Source organism: Robertkochia solimangrovi (assembly GCF_007279655.1).
Classification (GTDB): Bacteria; Bacteroidota; Bacteroidia; order Flavobacteriales; family Flavobacteriaceae; genus Robertkochia; species Robertkochia solimangrovi.
Genome location: NZ_QKWN01000001.1, coordinates 259,711 through 276,513, shown reverse-complemented (window position 1 = coordinate 276,513; position 16,803 = coordinate 259,711). Strand labels below are relative to the sequence as shown.

Below are 16,803 nucleotides of genomic sequence, written 5' to 3'. Positions count from 1 at the left end.
GCTATATTCAATTAATCATATGGTAAGCCGTAGAAAGCTTACCATATGATGTTATTAACAGTTAGTATTTATGAAAAAGAACAGATTGGTTAAAGGGTTTTTGATAGCCTTCACTGCATTTGGAATTAATGCAGTCACGGCGCAGGATACCGCAACGATTAAAGTTTCGGAAGAGGCAGATGCTCCCGTGATCAGTAAACATATTTACGGTCATTTCGCTGAGCACCTCGGAAGATGTATCTATGGTGGATTCTTCGTTGGAGAAGATAGTCCGATTCCAAATACCCACGGGGTTAGAAACGATATTATCGATGCCTTGAAACAACTGGGAATTCCAAACCTTCGCTGGCCCGGTGGCTGTTTTGCAGATACCTATCACTGGAAAGATGGTATCGGTCCTAAGGAAGACAGACCAACCATAGTCAATCAATGGTGGGGAGGGGTTACCGAGGACAACAGCTTTGGTACTCACGATTTTTTAAATCTGTGTGAAATTTTAGGTACAGAGCCTTATCTGGCTGCCAATGTTGGTAGTGGAACCGTAAAAGAGTTCAATGAGTGGGTGCAATATGTAAATCATAAGGGAACCAGCCCGATGTCTGAGCTTCGTGAAGAGAACGGACGGCTTGAACCGTGGAATGTTAAATTCTGGGGAGTTGGAAATGAGATGTGGGGTTGTGGAGGAAATATGACGCCTGAGTATTATGCGAATATCTATAAGCAATATGCCACCTTCATGACCGACTGGACCAATAGCGATAAACTATTCCGTATCGCTTCCGGTGCAAACGTAGCCGACTATCACTGGACTGAAGTTTTAATGCGCGATATACCCAAGAATCTGATCGAAGGGGTTGCTTTGCACTCGTATTCGTTTGTGGAATGGGAAAATAAAGGATCTTCTTTGGAGTTCAATGAAGAACAGTATTTCTCCACAATGGAAACCGCTCTTAAAATGGAAGAATTAGTTACAAAGCATTCGGAGATTATGGATAAATATGATCCGAATAACAGAATCGCATTGATCGTCGATGAATGGGGAGGCTGGTATGAAGTGATGGATGGTACGAATCCGGGATTCTTATATCAGCAAAATACCATGCGTGATGCAATGATCGCTGGTACTACATTGAATATCTTCAATAACCATAGTAAACGTGTGAAGATGGCAAACCTGGCTCAGACCGTCAATGTGTTACAGGCCGTGATTCTTACTGAGGATGAGAAGATGTTATTGACGCCTACCTATCATGTGATGGAAATGTATAAAGTGCATCAGGAAGCAACAATGCTCCCGGTTACCCTTCAATCTCCTGAATTTACTTATGGTGATGCATCGTTACCAGCCATCTCTGTATCTGCTTCAAAAGATACTGCCGGTGCAGTACATGTTTCCCTGGTAAACATCGATTCAAAGAAATCCAACAAAGTGAGTATCGATCTCGGAGAGCTCGGTTTGAAGAAATTCACAGGAAGAATATTAACTTCGAAGAAGTTGCAAGATCATAACACATTCGATAAGCCAAATGCAATCGTGCCTGTTTCCTATGATAAATTCAAATTCAGAAAAGGAACCCTTGAATTGGAAATCCCTCCTTTTTCGGTAGTTGTTCTGGAAGGGAAATAATCTCGATAAGAATGAAAAAAAACAAATGCTCGATATATGTTCTGATACCGGCGATAATTTTTACAGGGTTATCGTTTACGGGTTGTTCAAAGGATTCTCCTGCTGACCCCGATGCTGGTAAGGAGACACCTGAAATATCGGAAGTCCCAGAAGAGCCGGAAGAGGAAACAGGTTTTGATTTTTCCACATATGCAGACACATACGGGGAGCTCGCTCCAGTAGAAAATGTCTATCGATGGGGTCCCTATAATGTTCATGATCCGTCTGTGGTAAAGGAAGGTGACACCTATTATCTGTACAATACCGATGTGGCCTATGGTGCGGAGGTAAAACCGGGAATACAGATCAGAAAATCAAAAGATCTGTTGAAATGGGATTTTGTTGGTTGGGTGTTCGATGGTATTCCGGCAAAAGGATCACAGTTTATAAAATCAAAAGGTGGTGAACCTTTTCAGGCGCTTTGGGCACCCTTCATTTATAAATATGGCAATGAATACCGATTATATTATTCGTTAAGCAGTGCTGTACCCAGATTAAGTGTCATCGGACTGGCTACGGCAAGTAGTCCTCTTGGTCCATGGACTGAAAAAGGTTTGGTCGTGACTTCACAGGATGATGCAACTGTTCAAACCAATGCCATCGATCCGACGGTAGTGGTAACCCCTACCGGAGAGCATTGGTTCTACTATGGTTCGGCATGGGATGGTATCTATAGATTGCCATTGGATCCAGCCACAGGATTGGCATTGAATTCTGGTTTTAAAGGAGAGCGGGTGGCACAAAGAGGATTCACCGGCGGCATTGTAAATGGGAATATTGAAGGGGCCGAGGTGATCTACAATGAGAGCCTGGATAAGTATTTTATGTTCATTTCATATGATTGGTTGCAAACAAAATATAACGTAAGAGTAGGTCGCAGTGATACACCTGAAGGTCCGTTTCTGGATTATAATGGTAATGACATAAATACGGAAACTGATAATTTTCCGATGATTCTCGCACCTTACAAATTTGATGGTCATTCCGGTTGGCAGGGAGTCTCACATCCTGCGGTCTTCAATGATGGAGGCGGTCAATACTTTATGGCGCATCAGGGAAGGCCGGGTATCGATAGTTATTATATGGTCTTACATGTGAGGAAAATACACTGGACTGAAGATGGCTGGCCTATCGTTTCACCGGAGCGGTATGCGATGGTGGAATCTACCGGGATCACCAATGCTGATCTGGCCGGGACCTATGAGCAGATCATTTTAGGATATACAGTTGTTCCAGGTTATGATAAAGAACAAACATCTCCTGATTTTCAAACTTCAATCTCCTTGGTTCTGGGAACTGATGGAACCTTGAACGGTGATTCAGGAAGTACATGGTCTTATGATGCACCCTGGCTTACCTTAAGCTGGGCAAACGGGTATACCGATATTCTATATGCGGAATTTGGAAGAGACTGGGAGAATAATGTCGTGAAGACTGTTTTATTAAGTGGATTGAACAATGATGGTACTGCCATTTGGGGTAAAAAGATTAACTAATTAAAAAATAATGAGAATATCAGGAATACTGGTTTTCGGAATTTTGATCTTTCTTCTTTCCTGTAAAGGAAAATCAGGTGAAATTATCCCCGAGAATAAAGTAGGTGAGCATGCTGATATGGCCAGGCAGTTCAATAACCCTGTCATTCGGGATAAGTTTACGGCTGATCCTGCTGCATTGGTGTATAACGATACCGTGTATCTTTATGCGGGGCATGATATGGCAGCTGATGATTTTCATTTTTACAAAATGGATGAGTGGCTGGTGTATTCCACGACCGATATGGTGAATTGGAAAGAACATCCGGTTCCTTTAAAGCCTTCAGATTTTTCATGGGCGGCAGGAGATGCCTGGGCAGCTCAGGTAATCGAAAGGAACGGTAAATTCTACTGGTATGTAACCGTTTCCCATGGAAGTATCGAGGGGAAATCAATAGGGGTGGCCGTGTCTGATAGTCCGACAGGACCCTTTAAGGATGCGATCGGGGAGGCTTTGATTACCAATGATATGACCAAAGAAACCAATATTTCCTGGGATGATATCGATCCTACTGTATTCATTGATGATGACGGACAGGCATGGCTGATTTGGGGGAATACGGTTTGTTATTACGCCAAATTAAATGAGGATATGGTGTCTCTGGATGGACCTATAAAAACTATAGACCTTCCAAATTTTACGGAAGCTCCATGGATTCATAAAGCAAATGACTGGTATTACCTCTCATACGCATACCAGTTTCCGGAAAAGACAGCTTATGCGATGAGTCGATCGATCGAAGGGCCTTATGAGTTTAAAGGTATTCTGAATGAGTTGGCAGGAAACTGCAATACCAATCATCAGTCGATCATTGAATATAAAGATACGTGGTATTTTATTTATCATAACGGAGGTATACAGCCCAATGGGGGAAGTTTTCACCGATCCGTTTGTGTTGACCAGCTGTACTATAATGAAGATGGTACGATGAGGCGGGTTGTAATGACCTCTGAAGGTATCCAATTGTAAATTATCAAGGATGAAAAGTAATTTTGTTTTCTGCTTACTGATTTTATCGATCTGTTCCGTCTTCGGTCAGGATACATATGTTCATGACCCAGTGGTTATTAAATCAGGAGAGATGTATTATCTCTATTGTACCGGCAAAGGAATCGCTTGTTTCAGTAGCAAGGATATGGTTACCTGGAAAAAGGAGGCGCCGGTATTCCCGGAAAAGCCAGTGTGGGCGGATGAAGTAGTACCTGATTTTAAAAATCATATCTGGGCACCGGATATCACTTTCCATAAGGGCGTATATTATCTTTATTACTCAATTTCTGCTTTTGCTAAAAACACTTCTGCAATCGGACTTGTAACTAATACAACCTTAAATCCGGAAGATCCCGGATTTAAATGGGTAGATCAGGGAATCGTTGTCCGGTCTTATCCGAATCGTGATCTGTGGAACGCCATAGATCCTAATCTGGTATTTGATGATTCGGGGACTCCATGGCTGGCATTTGGATCATTTTGGGATGGACTTAAATTAGTGAAGTTAAACGAATCCCTTAAAAGCGTCGCAGCGCCGGAAGAATGGTATACAATAGCGCGTAGAGAACGAAGTTTCGAATTAGAAGATACCGATCCGGGGGATGCGGCTTTGGAAGCTCCCTTCATATTTAAAAAGAACGGATACTATTATCAATTTTTATCCTGGGACCTGTGTTGTCGTGGGGAAAACAGTACTTATAAAGTCGTAGTGGGACGTTCAAAAAATGTACAGGGGCCTTATTTAGATAAAGATGGAAAACGATTGAATCAAGGTGGCGGAACTTTGATTATACAAGGAAATAAGAAATGGTATGGAGCCGGACATTGCAGTGTTTATACTTTTGAAAATAAAGATTATATATTTTTTCACGCATATGACGCCAGTGAGAACGGTGCACCCAAATTGAAAGTTTCGGAACTTAAATGGGATGCCGCAGACTGGCCAGAATTAAAATCAAATGTATTATAATGATAAGATCTGTTTTTTTAGGAATTTTTACGGGAGTTATATGTTTAACATCTTGTAAAAAAGTGGAGGACAAGAGTGAGGCAACTATGGAGAGTAATCTTCCAGCATTGGCCTATCATCTTGAGCCTGTTAATATTCGAGATGTAAAATTAAAAGATTCATTTTGGTTGCCTGTGATTGAACGGGTTCAACAAAAGACGATTGAATTTGCTATCGAGAAATGCCGGGAGGAAGGCAGACTTGATAACTTCCTGATGGCCGGAGGTCAATTGGAAGGAACTGTTAAAGGAGCGATGCCATTCGATGATACAGATGTTTATAAGATTATTGAAGGAGCATCGTACTCTCTGATCAGTTCGCCGAATGAACAATTGAGTCAGTTGCTGGATTCACTCATCGGAATTGTAGCAATAGGACAGGAAAAAGATGGATATCTGACTACCTGGAGAACTATTAACCCTGCACAACCTCCGGCTACCTGGGTTGAAGTCAAAGAAGGAAAACGCTGGGAGTCATTATTCATGAGTCATGAACTGTATAATGCAGGACATTTATACGAAGCCGCTGCCGCACATTACAGGGCTACGGGTAAGAAAAATTTCCTGGATATTGCTTTAAAGAATGCAGACCTGATGGTGAATACATTTGGTGACGGCACTGAAAAGATTCATGCGGTTCCGGGACATCAGATCATAGAAACTGGGTTGATCAAGTTGTATCAGATCACAGGGAGAGAAGACTATCTTACCCTTTCTAAATATTTCCTCGATCATCGTGGAGATCCTGAAAATCATAAACTATTCGGAGCCTATTCACAAGATCATGTACCTGTAATCGATCAGGATGAAGTTGTCGGTCATGCAGTACGCGCAGTCTATATGTATGCGGCTATGACTGATATTGCTGCTCTTGAGCAGGATAGTGCCTATTACAATGCTGTAAATGCCTTATGGGATAACATGGTCAATAAGAAAATGTATGTGACCGGGGGTATTGGCGCAAAACATGACGGGGAAGCTTTTGGTGAGAATTATGAATTACCGAATCTAACTGCTTATAATGAAACCTGTGCAGCTATCGGAGACGTTTATTGGAACCAACGACTTCATAATATCAATGGAGATGTTAAGTACTACGATATCATTGAGCGAACCCTTTATAACGGACTTATATCCGGAATCTCTTTGGATGGGGTGCATTTCTTTTATCCGAACGCCTTGGAATCCGATGGAAAATATGAGTTCAACCGAGGCGCATGTACACGTCAGTCCTGGTTCGATTGTTCATGTTGTCCGACAAACCTTATTCGATTCATTCCGGCGATTCCCGGATTGATGTATTCAAAAAAGAACGATGAGATCTATGTGAACTTATATGCTTCATCCGATTCAGAGATCGATCTTGCCGATGGAAGTGTTACTATAGAGCAACGTTCAGGATATCCATGGAAGGGTGACGTGAATCTTGAATTGGAGCCAAAAAGAATTGAAGAGTTCACTGTGAAATTAAGAGTTCCCGGCTGGTCCAGAAATGAAGTTTTACCGGGTGATCTGTACAGCTATGTGAATACTGCAGACCTTACTCCTTCTGTTACGGTCAATGGAGAAAATATTACACCCACCATCGAGGAGGGATATATCGTATTAAAAAGATCCTGGAAGGCGGGAGATAAGATCACCATGAATATTCCGATGGAGCCACGTTTTGTAAAGGCTAATGCTGCAGTTACAGAGGACCAGGGTAAACTCGCATTGGAATATGGTCCGCTTGTTTATGCAGTGGAGGAAATGGATAATACTGATATTGACAATATTTCGATTTCAAGTACAGATAAGTTTCAAATTGTTGAAAAACCTGAATTACTCGGGGGAATCAACATGTTGCAAAGCGATAATATAAATGCAATTCCTTATTACAGCTGGTCTAACAGGGGAATTGGGAAAATGAAAGTTTGGCTTAACGAAAAAGTTGAGAATTAATGTTTCGATTACAAGACCTGATAAAAAGTGCCATTGGTGCTGGATTTATGACTGCAGGGGTGTTGACCTCTGCCCAGGATGTTCAATTACAGTTGAATGCTTCTAACGAAGTTTCAGAAGTGCAGCCTACGATGTATGGTATCTTCTTTGAGGATATTAATTTTGCCGCAGATGGCGGTTTATATGCGGAAATGATTAAAAACCGTTCATTTGAGTTTCTCGATCCTTTAATGGGTTGGGAACAACCCAATAGTGATCGTCATTCCTATAATTCTGATTCGGGAATCGCGGTGCCTGTTCGCTATGAAGGTGCTCCCACCAATAGAAATTATTGCAGGGTTACCGTAAATAATGCTGCGGGGTATTCCATGATCAACAATGGATTTCGTGGAATGGGAGTAAAGCAGGGTGCGGAATACCGATTGTCTGTGGATGCTGCTTTGCCGGAAAGAGGTATTACCGGAATCATTGTCGAACTAGTCGATAGTGAAAATAAGGTTTTAGCAGAAAGTAAGATCACTCCGAACAGCGCTGAATGGAAAACCTATGAGGTGATGTTCACAGCAAATCGTACCGAAGAAAAAGCGAAGTTCAGCATTCGTTTTGAAGGTACTGGAGTGATCGATCTGGATATGATCTCATTGTTTCCTACAGATACGTGGAAAGGACGTAAGAATGGTTTAAGAAAGGATATCGTGGAGCTTCTTGATGGATTGAATCCGGGATTTCTTAGATTCCCCGGAGGGTGTATCGTGGAAGGAAGAACACTTGAGCAGCGTTATCAATGGAAGAAAACGGTTGGTCCGGTTGAAGACCGGGAGATTCTCATCAATCGATGGAATACCGAGTTCAGTCATCGACTGACTCCTGATTATTTTCAGAGCTTCGGAATAGGTTTTTTTGAGTATTTCCAATTGTCTGAAGATCTTGGTGCAGAACCCTTACCAATTTTGAGTTGCGGGATGGCCTGTCAGTTCAATACTGGAGAATTGGTTCCAATGGATGAACTCGATCCGTATGTACAGGATGCACTAGACCTTATAGAATTTGCAAATGGAGCTATAACTACCACCTGGGGTAAGATCAGAAACGATATGGGACATCCGGAACCTTTCGACCTTAAATATATCGGTGTAGGAAATGAACAGTGGGGTCCTGATTATATCGATCGATATAAAGTTTTTGCAAAAGCGATAAAGGCTGCTTATCCTGAGATGATCATCGTATCCGGTAGTGGACCGTTTCCAGATGGTGATTTCTTTGAATATGGCATGGAAGAACTCAAGAAGTTAGATGCTGAGATCGTTGATGAGCATTATTACAGGAGTCCGCAATGGTTTCGTGAGAATGCTGATCGATATGATAGTTATGACAGAAACGGGCCAAAGATCTTTGCAGGTGAATATGCAGCTCAAAGTGTTGCAATCGCAAGTCCCGAGAACAAGAACAATTGGGAATGTGCACTTGCTGAAGCGGCTTTTATGACCGGTTTGGAGCGCAATGCAGATGTGGTTCACCTGACATCCTATGCCCCGCTAATGGCGCATGTAGAAGGATGGCAATGGACTCCGGATCTTTTATGGTTCGATAACCTTAGATCCTATGGTACTCCAAATTATTATGTACAAAAGTTATTTGGAATGAATAGTGGCGACAAGCTGTTGAAGATTACCAAAGGAGGTGAGGCTGTTATCGGGCAACAGGAAATTTATGCTTCTGCGGTTAAAGATACCAGGGCCGGCGAAATTATTATCAAGCTTGTTAATACAGCTTCCAATAAAAGTACCGTGAGTATTGATATCAGTGGAAATAAGGTGAAACGTAAAGCGACATTGGTGAAGTTGGTCGCGACAGACCTCTCCGCAGAGAATTCATTGGATGATCCAATGCATGTAAGCCCCGTAACCCAAGAGATAAAAACCGGATCGGATAAGGTAGAAATAGAATTAGAAGGGCAGTCACTTAATGTGATCAAACTCAGCTACAGATAAGATAAAGTTTTTATAAGTGTTTAATCAACACTTAATATTTTTACTATATTTGCTGACCCTGTTAAAGCACTACTGAAATGAAAACATACGTAATAGGATTAGACTACGGTACCGACTCGGTTAGGGCGGTACTGGTAAACAGCGCAGATGGAGCAGAAGTGGCCTCATCGGTACATTATTATCAGCGCTGGAAAGAAAAGCAATATTGTAAACCCATCATAAATCAATTTCGCCAACATCCTCTGGATCACTTAGAAGGATTGGAAAATACGATCAAAGGGGTTATGCAAGAGAGCGGGGTTCCCGCAGCATCCGTAAAGGCGATTTGTATCGACACCACCGGTTCCTCTCCGATGGCGTTAACCGCTGAAGGGCAGCCTTTGGTTTTTGAGGAGGGATTTGAAGAGAATCCTAACGCCATGATGGTGCTGTGGAAAGATCATACCGCCGTTAAAGAAGCTGCAGAGATCAATGAACTATGCAAAAGCTGGGGAGGTCCTGATTATAGTAAATATGAAGGAGGGATCTATTCATCGGAATGGTTCTGGGCTAAGATTTTGCATATTATCCGTGAGGATGCCGGCGTAAAGGAAGCTGCACATACCTGGATGGAGCATTGTGATTACCTCACCTATGTACTCGCCGATAATAAGGATCTGGAAAGTTTCCGCAGAAGCAGATGTGCCGCCGGGCATAAGGCGATGTGGCACAGTGAATGGGGAGGACTTCCGTCGAAAGAATTTTTAAGCAAACTGGATCCGGAACTTGCAGCTTTAAGAGACCGATTATATACAGAAACCTATACTTCAGATGAAGCCGCCGGTAACCTGAATGAGGAGTGGGCTGAAAAGCTCGGACTTACCACAGATACCGTTATTGCCGTAGGTACCTTTGATGCACATGCCGGAGCGGTAGGAGCCAAGGTGCAGGAGCACAATCTGGTTCGTGTGATGGGTACTTCCACCTGCGATATTATCGTAGCTGATAATGAAGATGTAGGAGCTAATACTGTTAATGGTATTTGCGGACAGGTAGACGGATCGGTAATTCCCGGACTGGTAGGTCTGGAAGCAGGTCAGTCTGCTTTTGGTGATCTTTTAGCCTGGTTTAAGGATGTGCTTTCCTGGCCGTTGGAAACGCTGGTGTATACATCTGATATTCTTACCGAAGAACAGCGAAGCGCACTGAAAGAGCAGGTCGATAATACCTTTATCGCAAAACTTTCTGAAGAAGCCGCCAGCCTGAGTGCCGATCAAAGTATTCCGATCGCACTGGACTGGATCAATGGGCGAAGAACTCCCGATGCAAATCAGGAATTGAAAGCGGCGATATCCGGGCTTTCCCTGGGTACCCGTGCACCACATATCTTCAATGCACTGGTAAATGCTATCTGTTTTGGTTCTAAGATGATCGTTGATCGCTTTGAAGCGGAAGGGGTGCGCATCGACAGTGTCACCGGTATCGGTGGGGTGGCGCGTAAATCACCTTTCATTATGCAAACATTGGCCGATGTGTTGAACAAGCCAATCATGGTGGCAGCTTCAGATCAGGCGCCAGCTTTAGGTGCTGCGATCTACGCTGCGGTAGTGGGCGGAGTCTATCCGAATGTTAACGAGGCCAGTAAGCACCTGGGTAGTGATTTCGAAGCGGAATATCAACCGCAATCGGATAAACTGGCCTATTATGAAGAACTAATGGCAGGTTACACGGAACTGGCCGGATTTATAGAAACCACGATTACCAAAAACAAATAAGAGATGAATTCAGAATTTTCAGCTTTAAAACAGGAATGTTATGAGGCGAACATGCAGTTGAATGCCCTGAATCTGGTCATCTACACCTTCGGAAACGTAAGTGCGGTAGATCGCTCCAAAGGCGTATTTGCCATCAAGCCCAGCGGTGTTCCTTATGAGGTATTAAAACCGGAGGATATCGTTATTCTCGATTTTGACAATAACATCATAGAGGGGACCTTACGTCCTTCTTCTGATACGAAGACCCATGCCTACCTCTATAAACATTGGGAAGATATTGGCGGAATCGCACATACCCATGCTACCTATTCCGTGGCGTGGGCACAGGCACAACGGGATATTCCGATCTTCGGAACCACACATGCCGATCACCTGACGGCGGATATTCCCTGTGCACCCCCGATGAAGGATGAATTGATCGCAGGAAATTACGAGCATAATACCGGAATTCAGATCCTGGATTGTTTTAAGGAAAAAGGAATTTCTCATGAAGAGGTGCAAATGGTACTGCTGGGGAATCACGGACCCTTCACCTGGGGACCTACCGCAGCAAAAGCAGTTTATAATTCCAAAGTTCTGGAAGCCGTAGCGGAGATGGCCTACCTTACGCTTCAGATCAATCCGGATGCCCCGCGATTAAAAGATTCACTGATTAAAAAACACTACGAGCGTAAACACGGAAAAGACGCTTATTACGGACAATAAACAATTGTATTCACAATAAAATATCATTTGATGAAGGAGTTTGAAAATAAAGAGATATGGTTTGTAACCGGGAGTCAACACTTATATGGCCCTGAAACCTTAGAACAGGTAGCAAAAAATTCGGAAGCCATTGCAAACGGTCTTGATGCAGCGGGTCAGATCCCTGTTACTATAAAATATAAAAAGGTGGTCACAACACCTTCGGAGATTCTGGAAGTTTGTCAGCAAGCAAATACTACGAATGAATGTATCGGGATCATTACCTGGATGCATACCTTTTCACCGGCCAAGATGTGGATCGCCGGATTGAATCAGTTAAAAAAGCCGATCTGTCACTTGCATACCCAGTTCAATAAAGAAATTCCATGGGATACCATCGATATGGATTTCATGAACCTGAATCAGGCAGCACACGGTGACCGTGAGTTCGGATTTATGATGTCTCGCCTTCGCAGAAAACGCAAAGTTGTGGTTGGACACTGGGATACGGACCGCGTAAAAGAGAAACTTGGTGTTTGGGCACGGGTTGCACGCGGTTGGGATGAGCTTCAAAATCTTAAAGTAGCACGTATCGGTGATAATATGCGTGAAGTATCCGTAACCGAAGGTGATAAAGTGGAAGCCCAGATGCGTTTTGGTTTTTCGGTAAATGGATATGACTCTTCCGATGTGGTTGCCAAGATCGAGGAAGTATCCGAGGCACAACTGAGTGCGCTTTTAACAGAATATGAAGAAACTTATAACCTGACTGAGGCTTTAAAAGAAGGTGGCGCACAGCGAGAATCTTTAGTTGAGGCCGCGAAGATTGAACTCGGACTTCGTGCATTTTTAGAGGAAGGTGGGTTTAAAGCCTTTACGGATACTTTTGAAAATCTAGGTAAACTGAAACAACTGCCCGGACTTGCTGTACAGCGTCTGATGGCTGATGGATACGGTTTTGGAGGAGAAGGTGACTGGAAGACCGCGGCGATGGTTCGTGCCATGAAAGTAATGGCGGACGGACTCGAGGGTGGAACTTCTTTTATGGAAGATTATACGTATCATTTCGGACCTGAGAAGTCTTATGTACTCGGTTCACACATGTTGGAGATCTGTCCGACGATCGCTTCAGACAAACCGAATTGTGAGGTACACCCACTTGGAATTGGAGGAAAAGAGGATCCGGTACGTTTGGTATTCGATTCACCGGCTGGTGCTGCGATCAATGCATCTTTGGTAGATATGGGATCCAGATTCCGTTTGGTGGTGAATGAAGTGGATGCTGTGGAGCCTATGGCTGACCTGCCGAAGCTTCCGGTTGCCCGTGTATTGTGGGATTGTAATCCTGATCTCGAAACCGCAGCTACTGCATGGATTTTGGCAGGAGGAGCGCACCACACCGTTTATTCTCAGGCGGTAACCACCGAATTTATGGAAGATTTTGCCGATATTGCCGGAATAGAACTATTGGTTATCGATAATAAAACTACCGTGAGAGACTTCAAAGATAGAATCAATGCGAATGAAGCCTACTATCATCTGTTTCAGCACGGAAAATAATTAACACTTAAACTTAACTAATTATGAATGCTAACAAGCGACTCGCACTAGTGCTTGCCGTTTCGTTTCTTGGCTTCACCACTTTTAGCTGTAAGACCGGAACGTCTGAGAAGAAAGAGGAGAAGGAAGTCACGATCGCGGAAAGTGCAGCAGGAGTTCGTAAATCAGACTACGGACAACTACCTGACGGTACCGAAATCAGCCGTTTTACCCTTACCAATAACAAAGGGATGGAAGTGGATGTGATTTCCTATGGTGGGATCATTACTAAAATGACGGCACCGGATAAAGATGGAAATTTTAATGATGTGGTACTGGGATTACCGAATTTAGAAGCTTATCTTAATAACGGTCCTTTCTTTGGTGCTCTCATTGGACGATATGGAAATCGTATCGCGGATGGGAAGTTCGAATTGGATGGAGAGACCTATCAGTTATCTGTGAACGACGGAAAAAATACCTTGCATGGAGGTACTGAAGGTTTTAATAAGAGAGTATGGGATATCAGTGTTGTCGAAGATTCAGACAATCCTGCGATCAAGCTCACTTATGTTAGTAATGATATGGAGGAAGGATTTCCTGGCGCATTAACTTCAGTGGTTATCTATGAATTAACAGAGGAGAATGCTTTGGAGATCACTTATCAGGCCACTACCGATAAAAAGACCGTAGTCAATCTGACCCAGCATACATATTTCAATCTATCAGGAGATCCAAGCAAGACCATTCTGGATGAGGAAGTAATGATCAATGCCGATCATTATTTACCTGTGGATGAAACACTGATCCCTACCGGGGAGATCGCTTCAGTTGCAGGAACTCCTTTTGATTTTACGACTGCAAAACCCATCGGAAAAGATATTCAGGTGGAAGATGAGCAGCTGAAAAGGGGTGCAGGATTCGATCATTGTTGGGTGCTTAACGAACAAAATACCGGGATGCGTGTAGCTGCTACCGCTTATGATAAAGAAACCGGTCGTTTACTTGAGGTAATTACGGATGAACCCGGAATTCAATTCTATACCGGAAACTTTCTAGATGGTACACTTTCACTGAAATCAGGGGAAGGTAAACATGAATACAGAACTGGATTTTGCTTGGAAACACAGCATTATCCGGACAGTCCGAATCAATCGGATTTTCCTTCGACAATACTAGAGCCGGGGGCTACCTATACTACAAAAACCACGTTTAAATTTTCAATAAAATAAGCCGATGAAGACATTAGATACTTTTGATTGGATTGCCATCGCAGGCTATTTTATGGTTCTTGTTGGAATCGCTATCTGGATTATTCGAAAGAAACAAGAGAATACGGAAGATTATTTCCTGGCCGGTAGAAATGTGGGCTGGTTCGTAGTCGGTGCATCGATCTTTGCTTCGAATATCGGATCTGAACACGTAGTAGGACTTGCAGGAGCAGGTGCCGGTAACAAACTTCCCATGTTGATCTACGAGATACAGGCCTGGGTCGTATTGATCTTAGGTTGGGTATTCCTGCCGTTTTATGCCCGAAGCGGGGTGTTTACGATGCCTGAGTTTTTGGAAAAACGGTTTGATGCGCGATCGCGTTGGATTCTATCCGTATTTTCGATCATCGCTTATGTATTGACAAAGATTTCCGTGACCATTTATGCCGGGGGTGTAGTGGTGTCTGCCTTACTTGGTATCGACTTCTGGACAGGAGCATTATCTACTGTAATTCTTACCGGGCTCTATACGGTAGTTGGAGGTATGCGTGCGGTTGTTTATACTGAAACCTTACAGGCGATCATCCTGTTGCTTGGAGCGGCTACCTTAACCGTAATAGGATTGGAACAAGTAGGTGGATGGGAGAGTATGCGTGAAACCATCACTCCTGAGTACCTCAATATGTGGCGTCCGTTGTCAGATCCTGACTTTCCATGGTTGCCTCTGCTGATCACCAGCACCATCGTTGGTGTTTGGTATTGGTGTACCGACCAGTATATCGTACAACGTGCTCTTACCGCCAGAAACATTAAGGAAGGAAGAAGAGGAACGATCTTCGGTGCACTATTAAAGTTGTTACCGGTATTCATCTTTCTGATTCCTGGAGTAATTGCATTAACGCTGAAAATGAGAGGTGAGCTGGAATGGGATTCACCGGATCAGGCATTCCCGGTTCTGATGAGCAATCTGTTACCTTCCGGACTTAGAGGACTGGTAGCTGCAGGACTGCTTGCAGCCCTGATGAGTTCCCTGGCTTCGGTATTTAACTCATGTTCAACCTTATTTACCGTTGATATTTATAAAAAATTACGTCCGAATACGCCGGAAAAGAAATTGGTACGTACCGGGCAGATCGCTACGGTGATCGTGGTGATTATCGGGATCATCTGGATTCCGATAATGGCGAATATCTCTGGAGTGCTTTACGAATATCTTCAAAAGGTTCAATCGTATATCGCACCTCCGATCACAGCGGTATTCCTGTTAGGTATCTTCCATAAGAGAATTAATGGACAGGGAGCTTTCATTACCCTGATTGCCGGATTTATTGTGGCAGCCTTCAGGATCGTATTGGAATTGGTAAAAGGCTCGTTAGACCCGGATGGTATCTTATATAAGATCGGGGATGTGAACTTCCTTACCTTCAGTGCTTGGTTCTTCCTTTTCTGTATTCTTCTGGTGATCATAGTGAGTTTAATGTCTCCTGCACCTCCGGCTATAAAGACTGATAATCTCACCTTTGGAACGATTTCCGAAGAAGAGAAATCCAAAAGCAAGACCAGTTATAACTGGAAAGATATCCTTGTTTCCATTTTGATTCTCATCATCGTTGGTTGGGTGATGCTGTTCTTTAATGGAAAGTAACAAGGCGTTTACTCTAATATGCATAAAGCGGGTTGTTGATCAACCCGCTTTTTTTATGAATTAGAAGATGCTGACACAATTTCGGCTTTTTGGGTTATTTCCCTGATTTTTCATAGAGGTAATGGAATTACTAAGGAGGATCTATTAGCGTAATTTTATGAATGGAGCATGATTTAATTGTTCGGTTATGCTTAATTTTAAGGGAACAATAATTCTATCGGATATCACTTAAAAATCAGTATGGATATGTCAATAAGAGCTCCTTTTAATCTGTATAAATGGCTGGATGAAAATCGTGAACTACTAAAGCCGCCTGTTGGCAATAAGAATCTTTACAGGGAAGCCGATGATTATATAGTAATGGTAGTGGCAGGTCCGAATGCAAGGAAGGATTATCATTATAATGAAACCGAAGAATTATTCTTTCAGCTGGAAGGAAATATTCAGGTGCATGTACAGGATAATGGAGAAAAACGGACTATGCGACTCGGTCCAGGAGATATGTATCTGCATCCGGCCGGAGTACCACATTCTCCGGTGAGGGAGGAGGGTTCCATAGGCCTGGTGATCGAACGAAAACGTGAAGATCTGGAAGGTAAAGACGGATTATTATGGTATTGTGATCAGTGCAATAATAAACTCTATGAAGTCTATTTTCCTCTTCATGATATCGAAAAGGATTTTTTAAAACATTTTAAACATTTTTATGGAAGCGAGAAACTTCGAACCTGTGATGAATGTGGAACGGTAATGCCGGTTGACCAACGATTCATAGGAGAGGAATAAATGATAGTATTCAATATGGAATTCGTACATTCGTAAAAATGTAACAATACAC

Annotated in this window: 12 protein-coding genes; all 12 read left to right on the top strand. The window is 43.0% G+C overall.

What is annotated here, in order from left to right; all coding sequences use genetic code 11:
* Window positions 1–70 precede the first annotated feature (70 nt).
* The 12 genes from DMZ48_RS01145 to DMZ48_RS01090 all read left to right on the top strand — a co-directional run bounded on the left by DMZ48_RS01145 (window position 71) and on the right by DMZ48_RS01090 (window position 16,751).
* Entirely contained in the window at window positions 71–1,627 is a 1,557-nt protein-coding gene (locus DMZ48_RS01145) for an alpha-N-arabinofuranosidase (RefSeq protein ID WP_143953263.1), read from the top strand.
* A gap of 11 nt (window positions 1,628–1,638) precedes the next feature.
* A complete protein-coding gene (locus tag DMZ48_RS01140) occupies window positions 1,639–3,162 on the top strand; it encodes an arabinan endo-1,5-alpha-L-arabinosidase (protein WP_143953262.1) in 1,524 nt (507 codons plus the stop codon).
* Window positions 3,163–3,172: 10 nt separating this feature from the next.
* Window positions 3,173–4,171, top strand: a complete 999-nt coding sequence (locus tag DMZ48_RS01135; protein ID WP_143953261.1) for a glycoside hydrolase family 43 protein — start codon at window positions 3,173–3,175, stop codon at window positions 4,169–4,171.
* A 10-nt stretch (window positions 4,172–4,181) separates the two neighbouring features.
* Window positions 4,182–5,162 (top strand): arabinan endo-1,5-alpha-L-arabinosidase, encoded by a 981-nt coding sequence (locus tag DMZ48_RS01130; RefSeq protein WP_143953260.1) that lies wholly within the window; start codon window positions 4,182–4,184, stop codon window positions 5,160–5,162.
* A 62-nt stretch (window positions 5,163–5,224) separates the two neighbouring features.
* Complete coding sequence (locus tag DMZ48_RS01125; RefSeq protein ID WP_242009073.1) at window positions 5,225–7,141, top strand: glycoside hydrolase family 127 protein; 1,917 nt, start codon at window positions 5,225–5,227, stop codon at window positions 7,139–7,141.
* Window positions 7,141–9,132 carry an alpha-L-arabinofuranosidase C-terminal domain-containing protein gene (locus DMZ48_RS01120; protein ID WP_422395431.1) on the top strand — a complete coding sequence of 664 codons (1,992 nt, stop codon included), beginning with the start codon at window positions 7,141–7,143 and terminating at the stop codon, window positions 9,130–9,132. Before DMZ48_RS01125 ends, DMZ48_RS01120 begins: the two co-directional genes overlap by 1 nt.
* Before the next feature lie 77 nt (window positions 9,133–9,209).
* The gene (locus DMZ48_RS01115) at window positions 9,210–10,886 is read left to right on the top strand and encodes a ribulokinase (RefSeq protein WP_143953258.1); all 1,677 of its coding nucleotides are present in this window, start codon (window positions 9,210–9,212) and stop codon (window positions 10,884–10,886) included.
* A gap of 3 nt (window positions 10,887–10,889) precedes the next feature.
* On the top strand, window positions 10,890–11,591 hold the full coding sequence (locus DMZ48_RS01110; protein WP_143953257.1) for an L-ribulose-5-phosphate 4-epimerase: 702 nt from the start codon (window positions 10,890–10,892) through the stop codon (window positions 11,589–11,591).
* A 30-nt stretch (window positions 11,592–11,621) separates the two neighbouring features.
* A complete protein-coding gene (gene araA / locus DMZ48_RS01105) occupies window positions 11,622–13,130 on the top strand; it encodes an L-arabinose isomerase (protein ID WP_143953256.1) in 1,509 nt (502 codons plus the stop codon).
* A gap of 23 nt (window positions 13,131–13,153) precedes the next feature.
* Window positions 13,154–14,341, top strand: a complete 1,188-nt coding sequence (locus DMZ48_RS01100; RefSeq protein ID WP_143953255.1) for an aldose epimerase family protein — start codon at window positions 13,154–13,156, stop codon at window positions 14,339–14,341.
* A gap of 4 nt (window positions 14,342–14,345) precedes the next feature.
* A complete protein-coding gene (locus DMZ48_RS01095) occupies window positions 14,346–15,965 on the top strand; it encodes a sodium:solute symporter (protein WP_143953254.1) in 1,620 nt (539 codons plus the stop codon).
* 246 nt (window positions 15,966–16,211) lie between these two features.
* Entirely contained in the window at window positions 16,212–16,751 is a 540-nt protein-coding gene (locus tag DMZ48_RS01090; RefSeq protein WP_143953253.1) for a 3-hydroxyanthranilate 3,4-dioxygenase, read from the top strand.
* Window positions 16,752–16,803 lie beyond the last annotated feature (52 nt).